14 protein-coding genes are annotated in these 17202 nt (G+C 31.4%); 2 read left to right on the top strand and 12 right to left on the bottom strand.

Going from position 1 to position 17202, the window contains the following annotated elements; translation table 11 throughout:
- Window positions 1-123: 123 nt before the first annotated feature.
- The 5 genes from ABD859_RS03555 to ABD859_RS03535 all read right to left on the bottom strand — a co-directional run bounded on the left by ABD859_RS03555 (window position 124) and on the right by ABD859_RS03535 (window position 4424).
- A complete protein-coding gene (locus ABD859_RS03555) occupies window positions 124-1284 on the bottom strand; it encodes a leucine-rich repeat domain-containing protein (RefSeq protein ID WP_345140357.1) in 1161 nt (386 codons plus the stop codon).
- A gap of 30 nt (window positions 1285-1314) precedes the next feature.
- The gene (locus tag ABD859_RS03550) at window positions 1315-1884 is read right to left on the bottom strand and encodes a hypothetical protein (RefSeq protein WP_345140355.1); all 570 of its coding nucleotides are present in this window, start codon (window positions 1882-1884) and stop codon (window positions 1315-1317) included.
- A gap of 35 nt (window positions 1885-1919) precedes the next feature.
- The gene (locus ABD859_RS03545) at window positions 1920-2948 is read right to left on the bottom strand and encodes an oxidoreductase (protein WP_345140354.1); all 1029 of its coding nucleotides are present in this window, start codon (window positions 2946-2948) and stop codon (window positions 1920-1922) included.
- Window positions 2949-3055: 107 nt separating this feature from the next.
- Window positions 3056-3802, bottom strand: coding sequence for a hypothetical protein (locus ABD859_RS03540; RefSeq protein WP_345140351.1), 747 nt, complete (start codon window positions 3800-3802; stop codon window positions 3056-3058).
- Between the two features lie 169 nt (window positions 3803-3971).
- Complete coding sequence (locus tag ABD859_RS03535) at window positions 3972-4424, bottom strand: hypothetical protein (protein ID WP_345140348.1); 453 nt, start codon at window positions 4422-4424, stop codon at window positions 3972-3974.
- A gap of 160 nt (window positions 4425-4584) precedes the next feature.
- On the opposite strand from ABD859_RS03535, the gene ABD859_RS03530 reads away from it, so the two are divergent.
- Together ABD859_RS03530 and ABD859_RS03525 are read left to right on the top strand one after the other, a co-directional pair.
- On the top strand, window positions 4585-4761 hold the full coding sequence (locus ABD859_RS03530; RefSeq protein WP_345140345.1) for a hypothetical protein: 177 nt from the start codon (window positions 4585-4587) through the stop codon (window positions 4759-4761).
- 197 nt (window positions 4762-4958) lie between these two features.
- Window positions 4959-6140, top strand: a complete 1182-nt coding sequence (locus ABD859_RS03525) for a tyrosine-type recombinase/integrase (protein WP_345140342.1) — start codon at window positions 4959-4961, stop codon at window positions 6138-6140.
- A gap of 96 nt (window positions 6141-6236) precedes the next feature.
- On the opposite strand, the gene ABD859_RS03520 is transcribed toward ABD859_RS03525, so the two are convergent.
- The 7 genes from ABD859_RS03520 to ABD859_RS03490 all read right to left on the bottom strand — a co-directional run bounded on the left by ABD859_RS03520 (window position 6237) and on the right by ABD859_RS03490 (window position 17150).
- Window positions 6237-9254, bottom strand: coding sequence for a type I restriction endonuclease subunit R (locus tag ABD859_RS03520; protein WP_345140340.1), 3018 nt, complete (start codon window positions 9252-9254; stop codon window positions 6237-6239).
- A gap of 516 nt (window positions 9255-9770) precedes the next feature.
- On the bottom strand, window positions 9771-11294 hold the full coding sequence (locus ABD859_RS03515) for an RNA-binding domain-containing protein (protein WP_345140337.1): 1524 nt from the start codon (window positions 11292-11294) through the stop codon (window positions 9771-9773).
- A 44-nt stretch (window positions 11295-11338) separates the two neighbouring features.
- Window positions 11339-12331 carry an AlbA family DNA-binding domain-containing protein gene (locus ABD859_RS03510; RefSeq protein ID WP_345140334.1) on the bottom strand — a complete coding sequence of 331 codons (993 nt, stop codon included), beginning with the start codon at window positions 12329-12331 and terminating at the stop codon, window positions 11339-11341.
- Window positions 12332-12407: 76 nt separating this feature from the next.
- Window positions 12408-12914, bottom strand: a complete 507-nt coding sequence (locus ABD859_RS03505; RefSeq protein ID WP_345140331.1) for a hypothetical protein — start codon at window positions 12912-12914, stop codon at window positions 12408-12410.
- Window positions 12915-12923: 9 nt separating this feature from the next.
- A complete protein-coding gene (locus ABD859_RS03500) occupies window positions 12924-14243 on the bottom strand; it encodes a restriction endonuclease subunit S (RefSeq protein WP_345140328.1) in 1320 nt (439 codons plus the stop codon).
- Window positions 14227-15423 (bottom strand): PD-(D/E)XK nuclease family protein, encoded by a 1197-nt coding sequence (locus tag ABD859_RS03495; protein WP_345140325.1) that lies wholly within the window; start codon window positions 15421-15423, stop codon window positions 14227-14229. The genes ABD859_RS03500 and ABD859_RS03495 overlap by 17 nt, the downstream gene beginning before the upstream one ends.
- Window positions 15423-17150, bottom strand: a complete 1728-nt coding sequence (locus ABD859_RS03490) for a type I restriction-modification system subunit M (RefSeq protein ID WP_345140322.1) — start codon at window positions 17148-17150, stop codon at window positions 15423-15425. Before ABD859_RS03490 ends, ABD859_RS03495 begins: the two co-directional genes overlap by 1 nt.
- Window positions 17151-17202 lie beyond the last annotated feature (52 nt).

The following is a 17202-nucleotide window of genomic DNA, read 5'->3' as shown; positions in this document are numbered from 1 at the left end:
GCGTGACGCTCGCGCCAGCGGGGGAGTTATTCTACTTTGAATTATTTTTTTACTATTAAGATCAGCCTTCAGGAAATTAAGAAAGTTCTTTTTTTTAATTGAAAATAAAACTTTTCATACGATTCAATAAGTTTCATAAATAATTTCATTCTCTATTTTAAATTTTTTATCGAATGAAACATACAAAAACAATTGTCCGGCAGGAGATTCGCCTGCGTCGTAGCCAATTCTAAAAGTCTCTTCGTCATCAAAAATAATATCTGAAGGTTTTAAGCTTTCGACATTTTCATCTGGATGTTTCTGTTGAATAAATGCCAATGCATCTTGATTGATCTGAGCAAAATTTTTATATAGTTTGGTGATAATAGGTTTTAACTTTTGTATGTTTTGAAAGGTTTTGGCTTCTGTAGAAATATAAATTTCCAAACCCTCAAAAATTATATTAGAATCATATTTTGAAGTAGAAACATCATATTTAAAAGCGCCAATTCCATCAATAACATAATCTTCTTCCCGAATCAGGTTATTAGAATAATCGATTCTTTCTAATTTAGGATTATGAGAGAAGTCTAACTGCGAAATTTTATTGTCGGAACAATACAAACTGCGAAGCGCTGTATTTTGACTAATGTTGAGAATACTAATATGGTTGTAAAAACAGCGTAAATCTTCTAGTTCTTTATTCTTTTGTAAGTCTAATGTTTTGATGGTATTATTACTGCATCGCAACGTTTTTAAAGAAAGGCATTGGCTTACATCAAGATCTAATAATCCATTCTGGCTGCATTCCAGATATTGTAAATTAGGTTTACTGCCCAATTCGATCCCGAAAATGTGATTATAGCCAAAATCTAATTCTTCTAAAAGAGAATTGTTCTCTATAGAAAGATCAGTTAATAGATTCCAATGACAAACCAGTTTTTCTAAAAGTGTATTGTTTTTCAGGTTTAACTTTTTAAGTCGGTTAAAAGCACAATTTAGATTTCGGAGCTTTTTATTTTCGGATAAATCGAACGACAGGATTTCATTTTCACTGCAAATCAATTCTTCCAACTGTAAATTGCGACTAATATCAATCGATCTAAGTTTATTATAAGAACAATCTAAACTGGTTAACGAAGTAAAATATTCCAAACCGCCGAGATTCTCTAGTTTTTGTACAGACAAATTCAGCGATGTAACATTTGCGACATCTATAGTTTGAATGGTAGTTTTATCCTCAGAAAAATTATCAAGGATATATTGTTTAAACGAAGGATCAGTAAAAGAACGCGTAATATCCATATTTACAGAAATTGAAATTCATTAATTGCTTTAATCCAAATTATCTAAATCCATTTCTTTTGAAAGTTCATCCCACTTTTTGTTAAGAAAATCTGTTGTTTGCTGCACAAATTTTGAATCAATATCTTTTAAAACCTGCACTTTCGGACTCAAAATTGCTTTTCCGTTTTCAAAATAAATATAAGCATTCACACCATCGTCGCCCCAAAAGAAAGGAAAAACGATTCCAAAATTATCCGGACTTTCGGTTACATATTTTTCCAGGCTGACCATAAATGCAAACATCGGAATCATTTCAACATAATTCTCGCTGAAAAACATCATTCCCCAATGCCATTCTTCGGTAGTTTCATCATAATCAGAAAAAGCCATTGCTTCAGGGTAATCGATCCAGCCGTCTATAACTTCTTTATTATTGTTGTCATTATAAGTACGAAGTAATTCCTTAGTCAAAACCGATTTTGAATACATTTTTCGGCTATCCCAAAAATTTAACCAATTTTCATTGAGCTGAGGTTCTTCGAGCGGACTGTTTAGAAATTTTTCTAATTGTGGTTTTGTAATTTTGACTTTGCAGTATAATGAGCTTAATTCTGACATGATTTTAGATTTTTTTAATTCTATTTTTGAAAATATTAATGGCGGTTATCACACTGGAGATAGATTTCTTCATTCGATTTATCGATAATTGAAATTTCCGGACACCCAAATGATTTGTATAAAAAGCCAAAAACCACAGGAGGTTTATTTTTAAAGAGTTTTCCCGTCCATTGATTTATCACATCGTCACCTTCTTTGTAGTTTAATGGCGTTGGCGAAGTACCTTCACTTGGACTGTATAAATTATCAATTATAATTTCGTTTGTTTTAGCATTAATTACCAAAAGTCTTCTTGCGTAAATAATTTTACGGTTGTCGTTATAGTTTTGCAGGAAATAATGGTAATCATTGGTCTTAAAAGTATAGATATCGGCGGGTGTTGTGCCTTTTAAAATTTTTTGATCTTCATTTTTTATTGCTTTTGAAGGAAATTCTTTGGCTGTAATTTTTTTCCATTTAATAGGAGTCAACGGTTGTTTTGAAAATGGATTTTCTTTGCCAACATAAACCAGGGCGTCCTGATAATATTCGCTAAAACCTTTTAAGTATTTTTTATTGATTTCAAAACCAATCATAAAATCATAATTTTGATAAGGCCAGTCTTCGCCGATAGAATATCCGTTTAACATTGCAGCGGTTTTTAGATTTTTTACTGCAAATGAAACTCGTTTGTTTTTGGCATAATCATACACAAAAACAGAATCAGTTTCTAAAACATTTATTTTAGATAAGAATCTTTTTCGGTAATTTTTTTCGAAGGTAAAATACTGAGCATCATGTTTTCCCATTTTTTCTATATTAGGTAAAGCAAGCGTATCTTGATCATCGCCGGGATAAATATCTGAAAGTGAAACAAAAGCAATGTCACTGCTGTCTTTTGGAGTAAGAATAAACAAATTGATACTCTCTTTTCTTATGCCTTGAGCGTCAGTTGGAAGAGTGTCGCTTTTAACTATAGTGTCTGACGCCTTACTTTGTGGAGCCGATTTAATGGTTTCTTTTTTTCCGCAGGCAGATGATACTACTAAAAAAAAGGCAGATAACAGAAAATATTTTGTTTTCATTGTTCAATTTAAGGTTTTAAGCTGTTTGTAATTTTGTACGAAAGTACTTAATTTGTTTTAATTTGAAATGCTAAAAATTGGTCTTAGCAATTATGTATAATATTTTTCTAATCTGTTATGTGCTTAAATTTTGTAACAGATAAAGGTTTTTTTGTATTTAAATAATTATCAGAAAAATTAAGAGCCTGATTACATTTATAAATAAGCAGATTGTTTTCAATACTTATTTCGCAGTACGGAGCGTGATGATCGCTGTTTTCTGCCGGAAGAATTAATTTTCCGTCTTTTATAAAAGCTTTATAAGCATCGATATTTTCTTTTTTGTCTATATCTCCTGTCCAGCTGTTCACAGTTGCATAATCTAAACCTGTTTCAAAATAAAAAGTGATATATGTTTTATCGGTTTCGCTATACCATGTACCGCCGTATTTTTTGCTAAGCTCATTTATGTCTGGTTTTTGAGCCAAAATTTCTCCTGTTTTTTTGTTGAATGCCAGTGTTTTATTTGGGCCTCCGTAGAAAAGCGTTAATGTGAGCGTGGTATCAGTTTCACTTTTAAAAAGAATATCTTTTGCCCATCTGATTTTTACATCGGGATTGTCATCCAAGATTTGAGAATCAGTGCATTTGAAGATTCTTTTTTCAATCACTCCCTTTTTCTCGATTACTTCAAGCCATGGCGTGGTCATAACACTGTAACCAACAATCTGCGCCCTGTATTTTTCATTGAGATTTTTATCTTTCATTAATCCCATTGGTGTGGTTGAAAGTAATAAACCATAAAAAGGAATCATCATAGGAATAATACTTGCGATTAAAGCCAATATTAAACCTGCCAGAAGAAATTTGGCCATGATTTTTTTCCAAAAAACTACAATTATCACGAAGCTCATAAAAAGCCATAGCCAGAACAGAACGACATCACTGTAATAACCTCTTAAACTTATTTGTCTGAAAAAATACAAAAAACAGTCTAACGCCAAAATCAGACTGAGGATGAAATAAAATCGTAATGTTATTCTTTTATTTGGACTCATATTTTTTTGAAATATAATGTAAAGAAAATACCATGACAAGAGATAAAACCAGAATTGGAAAGAAAGATAAGAAAAGAGTGTGCAGTATTTCTTCTCTAAAAAGATACGTACTCCATGAAGATTCACGATCTACAAATATGCTGTAATTCCAGAAAAACCAAACTAAAATTAAGCATATTAATTCGATTGTTATTTTTAAGTATGCTTTTTTTATTAAAGTAAATAACAGAAATAAAATAGTTAAGATAATAGTAGTAAAGACAGAGATAAAATAAACATCATCAAAAAAGCTGCTGTCGGGATTTCCACTTGACATTCTTTCTGAAAGACTGTTCATTGCCCAATAGATTTCTATAAAAGTAGAAACGAAAATCAGAACAGCAATTATGATGAGGTTTTTTATAAATGAGAATATTTTAGTTTTTAATGTCTGATTCATTTTGACAGTTTGTGATATACAAAAATAGGAAACATTTTTAAAGAAATATCTTGCAAATGTATAAATGTGTAAGATGCGTTTTTATTCAATAATAAAATGCTTAACCTTTTGATAATATGGTGTATAGTTTAAAATTTTACTTTTAATAAAAAATAAAACTATGGACATTAATTGGAATATAATAGGAGTTGTTGTCGTTTTGGCAGTTATTTTGGTTGTGTTGACAAGCAGAAGAAATCAAAAAGAAAAAAAGAAATTTACAGAAAAGCTTAATAACGATTTTAAAAAAACTGAAAAATCAGATGTTGATGCAGACGATTCTGCAAATGAGAAATAGAAAGCATAATTTCAGAAAAAAACAAGCCCTTGTAAAAATATACAAGGGCTTTTCTTTTAGTGGAGAATACCGGATACTCCATTAAATGTTTTAACCTCTTGTATTTGTTGAGTTTATTTTGCTTTTTAAAATTAAAGTGCTAAAATAGTGCTTTTTTACCCAAACAAACCGTATTTTTGTATTACAAAACAAGAATCATGAGTAAGTACACAACACCTAAATTATACACTGGAAAAGCTATCACATCAGTACCAAAAGGGAGTACAAAATTAAAAGAACTGGCTAAAAATATTTGGTACGTGAATTATACTTACGAAGGTAAGCAAATCAGAGTAAAAGGAGATTTAAACAGAATAAAAGATGCTTCCGAAAAAGAATTTTATGCTCAGGCTCTTTTAGAAAGTATCAAACAGGATTTAGCCAATGGTTACAACCCTCTTGATGAAACTCAATGGATAGCAGACCGTGTAAAAGAAACATGTTCTTTATCTAAAGCCATTATTCTGTTTAAAGAATATCATGCTAAACACCAAAGTCGTTCTAAAACGATTGGGACTTATATGAGTAAACTTAATGCTTTAAGTGAGTTTTATCCAAATATTCTACTTTCAGAAATTAAAACTAAAAAACTACAGCAATTTGTACAATCTAAAATTGATGATTCTACTTATAGTCAAGGTAGTGTTAAAAGTGCTAAACGTATTTTTAGTGCTTTCTTTAATGTTTGTATTAAAGAAGAATTAATTAAGGAAAATCCAATGACGGGTTTTGATGCAAAGATTAAGAGCTTGAAACAAGTCGATGAAAAGCATATACCATTTAATGATGAAGATTTGAAAATCATCTTTGAATATTTAGATGCTAACGATAAATATTGTGCGTTTTTTTGTCGAATGATATATTATACTTGCCTTAGACCAAATGAGATAAGAGGAATCAAATTAGAAAATATTGACCTGAGTAAAAATATCATTACAATTCTACCTGATGTAAAAAAGGTAACAACGAATAATGAAAAAGAGACAATTGAAATCAATGAAAGTTTCAAACCTTTTCTGGAACAATTAAATTTGAGCCAATATCCTGTTAATTATTATCTCACGGGAGACAGCAAAAATATAATAGGAGAGAAGCGAGTTGGAGAAAATACGCCTTATAATAAATTAATTTCAGCTCTAAAGAAACTAGAACTTAATGGTAAAGGATACGACCTTTATTCCTTTAAGCATACCTCAAATATTAAAAAATATATGAATGGTTGGACAATAGCTGAAATAATGAAAGCCAATAGACATACCTCGATTTCAACAACTGAAATTTATCTTAAAAATCTTGGACAGTTTTTAGATATTAAAACAAAAGCAATACCAGTAATCTAATAATAAATCCATCCGAGAAGTTGTTCAGGATGGATTTATTTGTTTATGAATAAGTATAGTAGAACTAATACAGGTTTTTTTAAAGAATCTCAAAATCTACACTAATTGATTCAGTCTGTTATAAACCTTTTTCAGCATGTAACTCTTTACAATGCTACCGAATTCCTTGTCATCCATCATTTTCGCAAAAATGTCCTGATTTTGTTCCATGCGTGCAATTAGTTTGTCCATAAACAAATCATCAAATCCGAATTTAAAATTCTCGATTGGATTGTTTTGAGCTTGTTCTTTCAAGCCGTCGTGAATAACTAGTTCTTCTTCAATTTGGTCAAAAAATAATTTGTCGCCAGTGCTAAATTCAGTTCCAAATTTTTTATTCAGAACGTTAATGATTTCAGACAATGCAGTTTCTTCTTCATGATTCATTCGTATTCCAGCAGACCCACCTCCCTCTAATTCATAAACTTCACGGTCTTCCATTACGATATTTTGCTCCGAAATTTTCTGTAATCTGTAATATTCCAAAGAAACCTCATCACCTAATTTAAACTTTTCATTTTCACTGGTTCGAGGTAATTTCTTGATAAGAAATTTAGTGTAAGTAAAAAGTTTTTCCAAATCAACATCAGAAAATGGCATGATTTGAGTTAAAAACGAATAAGTTCTAGTAAATACTTGAAGTGTGTTTTTTAAATCCTCTTGGGTTACTTCTGTACCAATTACATTTTCTTTCGAAGCCTCTTTCGGAAGTGCTTTAAATCTTTCTATGGCTGGGTCAATATAAGAATTTAACTTTCCTTGTTCTGAAACGGACAATGATTTTGCCGATTTAAAATATACATTACAGAAATTATCTACTTCAGACTCCCAAATGATTTTTGAATTTTCAATCTGTGATTTTAAATCATATAAATGATTTGGGTCTGAGTTTTCTTTTATAGATGTTAATTCATAATATGGTTGAAAAGATTCTAAAATTGATTCTGTATCATTGGCAAAATCCAATACAAAAGTATCTTCTTTTCCTGCACACATTCGGTTTAATCTGGATAACGTTTGTACGGCTTTTACTCCTGAGAGTTTTTTATCAACGTACATGGTGTGTAAAAGAGGTTGGTCAAAACCTGTTTGATATTTATCGGCTACTAATAGTAATTGATAGCTGTCGGTAGCAAATTTTTTAGGTAGTTCTTTTTCTGCAAAACCATTTAATTCCACCTCGGTTATCCCTTCGAGTGCGTTAGAATAAATGACTTTACCAGAAAAAGCGACAATTGTTCTAATATCAGTATATCCCTTTTCTTTAATGTATTTATCAAATTCCTCTTTGTATCGTACGGCATGTAATCTAGAACTACTAACCACCATTGCTTTGGCTTTTCCTCCAATTTTTTTTGAAGCGACCTGACGAAAATGCTCTACCATAACTTCCGTTTTTTGAGCTAAATTATGCGGATGCAATGACATAAAACGGCCAATAGCTCGAGAAGCTTTTTTCTTGTTGACTTTCGGGTCATCTTCAATTTCTTTCGATAATTTGAAGTAGGTTTTGTAAGTAGTATAGTTTTTTAATACATCCAAAATGAAGCCTTCTTCTATGGCTTGCTTCATTGAGTATAAATGAAAAGGTTCAGGCTTTCCATTCATTCCTTTGGTTCCAAATACTTCAACTGTTTTCGGTTTTGGAGTCGCTGTAAAACCGAAGAAACTTAAATTATCCTGCTTGCCACGAGCCAACATCGATTTTCTGATTTCATCCTCAGCATCTTCTTCCAAACCTGAATATGCTTCGTCTTTTTCTGCATCTTCTAGTGATTTTGCAGAAAGGACTTCTTTCATTTTTTTCGTTGCTTCACCTCCTTGCGATGAATGAGCTTCATCAATAATAACAGCATATTTTCTGGACGGAATCTCACCAATTTTTTCTAATATAAACGGGAACTTCTGTAAAGTAGTAATGATGATATTAGAGCCAGCTGTAATTGCATCGGCTAATTGTTGAGAGTTTTTATCGATTTTATGAACGACACCTTCTTTGTGTTCAAACTGATATATAGTGTTTTGTAATTGAGAATCTAAGACTTTTCGGTCTGTAATTACAATGACTGAATCAAAAATTCTATTATCATTATTATCATGTAAACTTGACAAACGATAGCTTAACCAAGCGATAGAATTGGATTTTCCAGAACCGGCAGAATGTTGAATCAAATAATTTTTTCCAGCTCCATTTAATCTTGCATCTTCAGTAGCTTTGCGAACTACTTGCATTTGATGAAAACGAGGGAAAATAACTGTTTCTTTTTTCTTTTTAACACCATTCATTTCAAACTCTTCCACGCTTAAATGCAAGAATTTACCAATAATGTCCATAAAGCTATCTTTAGTCCAGACATGTTCCCATAAATAAGAAGTTCTGTAGCCATTTTTATTTGGAGGGTTTCCAGCTCCATTATTAAAACCTAGGTTAAAAGGTAAATAGCGAGTATGCTTACCGTCTAATTTAGTGGTCATGAAAGCTTCATCTGCATCAACTGCGAAATGGACTAAACTTCTTTTTTTGAATAAAAATATAGGTTCATTTGGTTCACGGTCATATACATATTGCTTTTTTGCATTGTCTACAGATTGGCCAGAAAATTGGTTCTTAAGTTCGATTGTTGCAATTGGCAGGCCGTTTAGAGATAGAACCATGTCAATAGAATTTCTTCCATTGCGCTCATAAAATAGCTGTCTGGTAACCGATAAATGATTAGATTGATATAATTCTTCAGCTTCAGGATTTAAAGAGCTTTCGGGTTTGAAATACGCCATCTGGAACTTTACGCCAAAATCAGTAAAACCTTTTCTAATTACATCCAGAATGCCACGTAAATCAATTTCTTTGATTAGTCTTTGAATTACTTTTTGTTCCACATCATCTTTGTGAATATTGACCAGTTTAGTCCAGGCTTTCGGCTGAGAATTTTTCAAAAAATCAGTTATGTAGCTTGGAAACAAACCTGATTGGACATCAAAATCTATAGATTGACCTTTAGTATATCCACCAAATTCTAATAATGATTCTTCTATTGCTCTTTCAAAGGTTAGTTCTGTATGTATTCCTTTTGCCATAGTTTTATTATGCTAAACGTTGCTTAGTTTCTTCTTGGTTACTTTCGTAGTTAGTTTCTTTTATAGTTGCCTTCTCGAGTATGTCTTGCTTTTCGTTGTTCTGTTTCTTCTTAACTATCTTCCTTAGTTACTTCCTTAGTTACTTTCTTAGTTACCTTCGTTAGTTTCTTTTGTGGTTATCTTCTCGAGTATGTTTTGCTTATTGTTGTTGTTGTTTTCTTCTTAGTTACTTTCTTAGTTACCTTCGTTAGTTTCTTTTGTGGTTGTCTTCTCGAGTATGTTTTGCTTATTGTTGCTGTTGTTGTTTCTTCTTGGTTACTTTCTTAGTTACCTTCGTTACTTTCTTTTGTGGTTATCTTCTCGAGTATGTTTTGCTTATTGTTGTTGTTTCTTCCTAACTATCTTTCTTAGTTACTTTCTTAGTTACTTTCTTAGTTGCCTTCGTTAGCTTCTTTATGTTTATCTTCTCGAATATGCTTTGCTTTTCGTTGTTCTGTTTCTTCTTAACTATCTTTCCTATTGATTGTCTTTTTTTAATGAAGATAATAACAAGTTGCCTTTCTCTGTAATGATATACTTTTGATTTCTATCTTTTGGACTTTCTTTAATAGTATATTCAATCAAGTCTTGTTCTAGTAAAGGCAATACATTAGTATTGAAGTTTTTTGTCTGATTAGTAATACCAATATAATCTAATATCTCCGCTCTAGATTTAGGTTCTTTACAATACTCTAATATTTTAATTGCTTGTGGAGTTGCTTTTTCTTCTAAGGTGTCAGAGTCTATTGTAAATGCAGGATGTATAGGTATTTCAATTATAAAATATCGTCTATCTGGTTCATCAGTATCGAATTTTGGTTTTGGTGACCCATTTTCACGTAAAGCTCTGTTAATAGTAGGAATACCTGTAGCTCTTCCTTCTGTTAATCTTAATTCCTTTAGAAACTCACCAATCCTTCTGTTTCTGTATCTTCGGGCTCTTACGATTCCTCTTGTAAAGTCTCTTTGCTTTAATGCTGGGTCAGCACCACTGTAGCTAATTATTTCAATTGCATCAGGTAATATACGTACTTCTATCGGGTCTTGTAATTCGTAATTTCTATGATAAACAGCATTAGATAAAGCCTCTTCTATTGCTTCGTAAGGATAATTATAAACTCTGTCAGATTGTTCTCTATCACTGAATTTTATGATTTTTTCCTTTATGATATTCGATTTAAAATATGATAACACATCAATTAATTGTTGTTGAATTGTGCCTTCAAATGTTATCTCATTAAAGTTTTTACCATCAACTCCTTCAGGAAATTCCACCAAATCAATTTTTGCTCCTTTAAAGTATTTTTGAGGAGTTGAACTAAACATCAATAAGCCTACATTTTTTGGGAATAAATGTTCATTAGCACCTTGACTTAAGTTCATTTGTTGTGCCAGTTCTTCAACACTCATTCTGGCACTCTCATCGAAAAGCCTGCTTTTGGTTTTTTCTAAATGTTCACGCATCAAAGCAAAACTTAAGTCGCTGGTTTTTGCCTGTTGATTTACTCTGTCATCAAAAGGAATTTTTGCGGTAAGTTGTATCAATTCTAACTCCTGCTCTTGACTTGGAACTATAGTGCTGGAATATTGACGTATGCGGTAATGATATGTTTTGGTTCTAGACAAAACATCGTCGGGTACTTTATAAGGACGATTTGTCCCTGCCGAAACCCATATTACCAAAACATGTTTACCGTCAATTTCCTCCAAAGAAAGTACAGGGAAATAAGTAGGTTGAATTTGATTACAATAATTTATCATTTCCTTTTGGACAGTTTCAAATAAATTCGGGTCAAATCCTAGTACTGGACGAACTGGTCTGCCATCTTTTTCTTCAACACCAACGATAATATAACCACTTCCTTCATTTTCGAAGTCATTTGCAAAAGCACAAACAGTTCGCATTATAGGGGTTGGATTCCAACCTTGTTTAAATTCCATGCGAGTACCTTCGACAATGGTTCCCGAAAGTAAATCTTCTATGTTGATTAATAAACTCATACTTAAATTTATTCAAATTATAGTTTTGTTTTTTCTTTACTACCTTATTTTTTAATTCTGTTTGCTTTTAATTGTTTTTGATATTCTGCACAAGCTTCGGAAATGTAACTTGGATAGCGTTCTAATATCTTTTCTACTCTGTTCATCAGAGCATCTGAATATTTATGAGTAGTTGAGTTTTTTCCTGTTTTTATAGGGTCATGATATTTAGGATTATTTTGAATATTAAGTTTGCGTATAAGACACATAACTTGATATCTTGATAATCCAAATTCTGATTCAATGTCAGATGACTGATAGGGATGAGATACAGCGTTAGGTAACACGGCACCGTTATCAAAAATTCCAGAAATTTCGCCAGCAAGAGTTAATGCAGGAGCACCATCCTTTTCTACAAATTCTCCTTCTTTTATGAATTTTATTTGGTCAAGTAAGGATTTGTCAATTAGAATTTTTTCATTTCCTAAGCTAATCTCTCCTTTGTAAGTGTCTAAAAACTGAACATTCTGAGGGCCAATATCTGATATTTTTTGAATATGAGATAACCATAATCTTCGTTCTTTCTCCTTCTCTTTATCTAAGATGTTGGCAAGTTCAGGATATGAAATTTCTTTGGTTTCTCCTCTGTATCTGTAATAAATAGCACCTTCACGAACATATTTTTGTTTAGTTTTTTTGCATACTATAGGTTTGTTATTCGATTCTTTTATTTCGATAATTCCAAATTCCATGCTGTTGAATTCGATTGAAGTTATTTCCCAATCGAATTCATGTGAAAAATATTCAGAAACTACATTGTTTATTTTTGTAGTATCAACATTTGTAAATTTATCATTTGTCAATCCCACGGGTTTTCTTGGTGAATCTTGAATTCCAAAAATTATTTTACCACCTCTGTTATTAGCCATGCCAACCATTGAGCGAGTATATTCAACAAGGGAGTCTCCAAAATGAAAACTTTGTTTGTATTCTAAATCGAACGATTCTCTATTAATTAGAAATCCCCTTGAGTTTATTTGAAATTTGAAATCACTCATTTAATTGATTTTTGTTTCTAATACAGTTCCTATACGTAATCCATTCACTGATTACAGCGATTATTCTATTATCAAATCAACTATACAAACTCGGATTAGTCAAAACATTCGCAATAATATTTGATAAAATATCTTTTCCAAAACCTCCAATTGTTTGAATAATGGTCTTTTTATCAGATTTGCTTTGAACCAATTCTTTTATTATTTCAAGCTGTTCTTCACTCAATTCATGTTTTAAAGCTTCAGTAAAAACAGTATTGTTAATCTGTTCAAAACTAATTTGATGTGAATTCTGATTGAATTGCGAAATAGTATTGACGTTAAAATTATTCACAATTGAGGTAGCTGATTTATCTTCAAATTGATATTCTTCAATTTTACCTTTCCAGGCTAATAATGAATTATAATGCTTGTAAAAAATAGATGTAGGGTTGTATTGATGAATGCTTTTATGATTATCAAGAACACCAAAAGCTTTTAACTTTCTAACGAAAGCTTGCTCATCATCTGGCGAGTCTTTTGTAACCGACACGAATCCATCATTGTTGATATATTCTAATATTTGATTTTCTTTTATATCCATAATGAAAGTTTAATTTAAAACCACATCTCTCACATCAACTTTACCTGTAACAACTTCACTTATCAAAGCTGTTTTGTATTCTTTTAATAACTCAATTTCTTGTTGGGTTTTGGAAATTATGTTTTTGATTTCTATTTCTTTTTTTGAAATAAAATTTGAAATATTAATCTGTTCTTCAATTTTTGGAAACGTGATTTTGAAATTATTTATTTTTTCTTGCGATATAGCTGGAGTACTTCCGCCAGCCGTGTAGACACTAAAATATCCTTGAAAATAATTTGATACCATCATATAATACAAAAACAATTGATTTAGTTTAATGTCTTTAAAAACAACTAACTGAGGGTTTAATGTCATCTCTGGTGTATGAGATGGAATAATCGCAACCTTTCCTATAGTAGAGCCTGTTTTTACTAAAATTATATCATTTTCAAATATTTTAATTTCGGGTGATTCATGATACTTTTCCCATGAAAGATATGTACAATCTTCAATATTTAAAATGTGATTTTTTATATTAGACGGGCTCAAAGAAATAGCTCCTTCACCTTTTTGAACTAAATCTTCAGTTGTATAACCTCTAAATCCAATTCTTCCAATAATTTTAACTACATTTTTTATTCTTGCTTCTTCCCAATGCTCAGGAATTTCTCCCAGCCACTCAATACCTGAATCTTTCATTTTTACTGTTGGGTCTAAACCTTTAGTAACAGCTTGATTAATTACTGCGGTTCTTTCTTCTTGTAATAAAGTAATGAACTGTTCTTTTTTTGCAATTAGATTGTCTATTTGGGTGGTTTTGTGGTCTAGGTAGTTGGCAATTTCAATTTGAATGAATTTATCTGGTAGAGGTATTCTAATTTTTGAAAATTCATCTCTAGATAAATAACTCTGAATTGCTCCAGTTGATATTGAATTCAAATATTGTGTTGACGATAACAAAAAATAATATAAAAAATCAGTATGTAATTTTTCATTTGGTGTTATTCCAATAAATGTTTGATTGGTTATCAATGGTTTTTCGACAATTGCAGTTTTACCCATAGTGCAACTACAAGCTGTTAACACAGTTCCAATCGGATAAACTTTTAAATTCATTTCACTGATAGTTTCTAGACTGACACCTTGTCCACTTTTAGAAGTTGACACATATTTCCCCTCAAAATCTTCGATTCTTAGCCATGGTACTTCTCCTGTTAGTTCTTTAGGTTTGTCTCTCTGTGGAACGGTCAAAATAGAATTATAACCTATTCGAGATATTTTCCAATCCTCAGGAATCTCACCAATCCATTCAATTCCTGAATCTTTATAGTTATTGTATTTTTTCATTATGATGGAAATTAACAAGAGTCTTTAAATTGTCTTTTATATGTTGAACTGTTTTATAAACAATTCCAGTTTCAGAATTCATGAAAAAAATCTCTAACAGTTCAGTAAATTTTTCTTTAAAATTTTCTCCTTCTTTTAAAAAATTATCCTCAGCATATTTAGCAATATGCGTTCTGCTTTTTGAATTATCCGAATTACCGTAGGTTATTTTAGAGTCAGCAATATTAAAATCTCGGTACAAGTCTTTTAATTTTGTTTTGTCAAGCATTTTATCCGTTTGATTTCTGGTTTCAAAACAAAACCAAAGCCTATTGTCTAAAATTATGGTTCTGGAATCGTGCACCCAAAAGTATATATCGGGGTGTAAATCTATATTTCTAAACCATATTCCTTGTTTCTTAAAGCCATAAGATTCGAAAACCTCAATAATTTGAGAGTCAATAAATTCTACAGATTTGTTGAATTTTTCAAGAATTGTCTTTGTGTTTTTTCCTTGTTTAATAATTGCATTTACTATCTCGTTCATCTTCGGTTCATCAATTATAGATTTATAATGAGATTCAATGTTTTTAATATATTCTTTTAAATAAAAAAGACTTGTACTGTTAGTTCTTGTGCCAATAATTAATCTTTCCTGAACTTTACTTATTAGTTCTTTGTGTGTGATGTTGATATATTTAATTACATCATTTACTATACAATCTTTTGTATGGAGTCTTTGAATTGACAAAATTACGCCTATTACATTTGGGGTAAATTTTGCTTCAGCATGTTTCCAATACGTTTCTAATGGATTATTAACTTTATGGTCTATTTTGTTCTCAATAACAATACACCAATTAACTCCTTCTATGCTTATATCAATCCTTTTTTGTTTTTGATTTTCCTCTTCAGATAAGAATGTTTGGTCTTCAGTAATGACCCTGAAGTTTCCTGAAAAATTTTCCAAATCTAAATTTCTTTCCTGTTTTTTTTCTTCAATAAGTTCTTTCAAACAATCAAAAAACAATGCGCCAAATCGATGTTCTTCATCGGAATCCAGAAAATAAGCCAAAATCCTCGAATTGACCGTTTCTTTTCTTTGAACGCCTAAAATATCGTACATGTTTTTTCTTGCCTTTGAAGGTAATTTAGGCAAACGATTAGCTACTTCTTCAATATTTCTTTCAAAATCCAGCATTATTCCAATACTGTTTTAAGTAAACCATCAGTTTCCTGCTCAATAGCCATAATATCTCTACGAATTTCTTCTAGGGAACGTAAAGGTTTATATTGGTAAAAATATTTGGTAAAATTGACTTCGTAACCAATATTAGTCTTGCTTTCGTCTATCCATGCATCTGGAACATGTGGTAAGACTTCTTTTGCCATATAGTCGTTAAAATCCATTTTTAGCGGGATATTTTCTGTATCACGTAAAGAAGAATCAGCTTTTGGATTTCCTTTTTTGTCTTTTATCACTTCGCCTTTTGTATTACGTTCAGGACGTTCTACAGTAACTTTTGCGTAACCAAAATCTTTGTTATCAAAAATCTTCGAAAACTCATTAGGTTCAAAATCACCGTATATTTTGGTGATGTCAGCTATTTGCTTTTTGGTAATTTCATTTCGCTTGTTACCTAGTGATTTACTCATTTTCTTGAAGAAATCAACGGCATTTATCAATTGTACTTTTCCTTTTCGTTCCTTTGGTTTGTGATTAGAAATCACCCAAATGTAGGTTGAAATACCAGTATTATAAAATAATTGGTTTGGCAATGCAATTACAGCTTCTAATAAGTCATTCTCAATAATCCATTGGCGAATACTACTTTCATTTTTAGTTTTACTTGGCGAGCCAGAAAATAATGGTGAACCATTAAAAACAATCGCTAATCGGGAACCGCCATCTTCTGGGCGTTTCATTTTAGACATTAGATGCATCAAAAACAAAAACGAACCATCACTAACTGACGGTATTCCTGCGCCAAATCGCCCCCCATGCCCTAGTTCATCATGTTCTTTTTTGACTGGTTTGGCAAACTTTTCCCATTTAACACCAAATGGAGGATTGGTAATCAGATAATCGAATTTTTCTGTCGAGAGCTGGTCTTCAGAAATGCTATTCCCTTTTTTAATGTTGGAAGGATTTTGACCTTTAATCAATAAATCCGATTTACAGATAGCATACGATTCCGCATTTAATTCCTGTCCAAATACTTCTAAACGGGCATCAGGATTAAGTTCGTTAAGATATTCTTCGGCAACAGACAACATTCCACCAGTACCGGCACAACAATCGTAAATCGTTTTGGTAATTCCTTTTTTGGTCAGGATTTCTCTATCATCTAAAAACAAGATATTAACCATCAATTTAATTACTTCACGAGGCGTAAAATGCTCTCCAGCAGTTTCGTTAGAAATCTCAGCAAATTTTCGAATTAATTCCTCAAACATATAACCCATTTCCATGCTCGAGATTCGGTCAGGATGTAAATCTACTTCCTGAAAACGTTTCACCACCATGAATAATAAATTATTGTCATCCATTTTATTGATTTGATTATCAAACTCAAATTGTTCAATAATTTCTCTCGCATCTTCAGAAAATCCGTTGATGTAATTACGAAGATTAGATGCAATATTATTTGGGTCAGCAATCAACTTGCTAAAATCAAATTTACTATGATTGTGAAACTTAAAACCAGAAGCTTTATTTAAAATAGGGTCTAAATTAGTAACATTGGATGTTTTGAACTGCTCAAATTTCTGTAGAACATCTGCTTTGGTTGGTTCAAGAACGCAATCTAAGCGTCTTAAAACAGTTAGCGGTAAAATGACTTTACCATAGTCGCTTTGTCTATAGTCACCTCGCAAAAGGTCGGCAATTGACCATATAAAATTAGCAGATTCTTTAACGTTTTTCATTTTTTGTTTTGAATTGATATAGGTTTTTGTCACTCAAAATATACATTAATCA

The organism is Flavobacterium ginsengiterrae, from assembly GCF_039539785.1.
In the GTDB taxonomy this organism is placed as follows: Bacteria; Bacteroidota; Bacteroidia; order Flavobacteriales; family Flavobacteriaceae; genus Flavobacterium; species Flavobacterium ginsengiterrae.
The sequence above is the reverse complement of the archived record's forward strand: the minus strand, read 5'-3'. Positions and strand labels throughout refer to the sequence as shown.

Excerpts from the sequence above, each read along its gene's own strand:
- ABD859_RS03555 (WP_345140357.1), bottom strand. The coding sequence starts at position 1,284 with ATGGATATTACGCGTTCTTTTACTGATCCTTCGTTTAAACAATATATC.
- ABD859_RS03550 (WP_345140355.1), bottom strand. The coding sequence starts at position 1,884 with ATGTCAGAATTAAGCTCATTATACTGCAAAGTCAAAATTACAAAACCA.
- ABD859_RS03545 (WP_345140354.1), bottom strand. The coding sequence starts at position 2,948 with ATGAAAACAAAATATTTTCTGTTATCTGCCTTTTTTTTAGTAGTATCA.
- ABD859_RS03540 (WP_345140351.1), bottom strand. The coding sequence starts at position 3,802 with ATGGCCAAATTTCTTCTGGCAGGTTTAATATTGGCTTTAATCGCAAGT.
- ABD859_RS03535 (WP_345140348.1), bottom strand. The coding sequence starts at position 4,424 with ATGAATCAGACATTAAAAACTAAAATATTCTCATTTATAAAAAACCTC.
- ABD859_RS03530 (WP_345140345.1), top strand. The coding sequence starts at position 4,585 with ATGGACATTAATTGGAATATAATAGGAGTTGTTGTCGTTTTGGCAGTT.
- ABD859_RS03525 (WP_345140342.1), top strand. The coding sequence starts at position 4,959 with ATGAGTAAGTACACAACACCTAAATTATACACTGGAAAAGCTATCACA.
- ABD859_RS03520 (WP_345140340.1), bottom strand. The coding sequence starts at position 9,254 with ATGGCAAAAGGAATACATACAGAACTAACCTTTGAAAGAGCAATAGAA.
- ABD859_RS03515 (WP_345140337.1), bottom strand. The coding sequence starts at position 11,294 with ATGAGTTTATTAATCAACATAGAAGATTTACTTTCGGGAACCATTGTC.
- ABD859_RS03510 (WP_345140334.1), bottom strand. The coding sequence starts at position 12,331 with ATGAGTGATTTCAAATTTCAAATAAACTCAAGGGGATTTCTAATTAAT.
- ABD859_RS03505 (WP_345140331.1), bottom strand. The coding sequence starts at position 12,914 with ATGGATATAAAAGAAAATCAAATATTAGAATATATCAACAATGATGGA.
- ABD859_RS03500 (WP_345140328.1), bottom strand. The coding sequence starts at position 14,243 with ATGAAAAAATACAATAACTATAAAGATTCAGGAATTGAATGGATTGGT.
- ABD859_RS03495 (WP_345140325.1), bottom strand. The coding sequence starts at position 15,423 with ATGCTGGATTTTGAAAGAAATATTGAAGAAGTAGCTAATCGTTTGCCT.
- ABD859_RS03490 (WP_345140322.1), bottom strand. The coding sequence starts at position 17,150 with ATGAAAAACGTTAAAGAATCTGCTAATTTTATATGGTCAATTGCCGAC.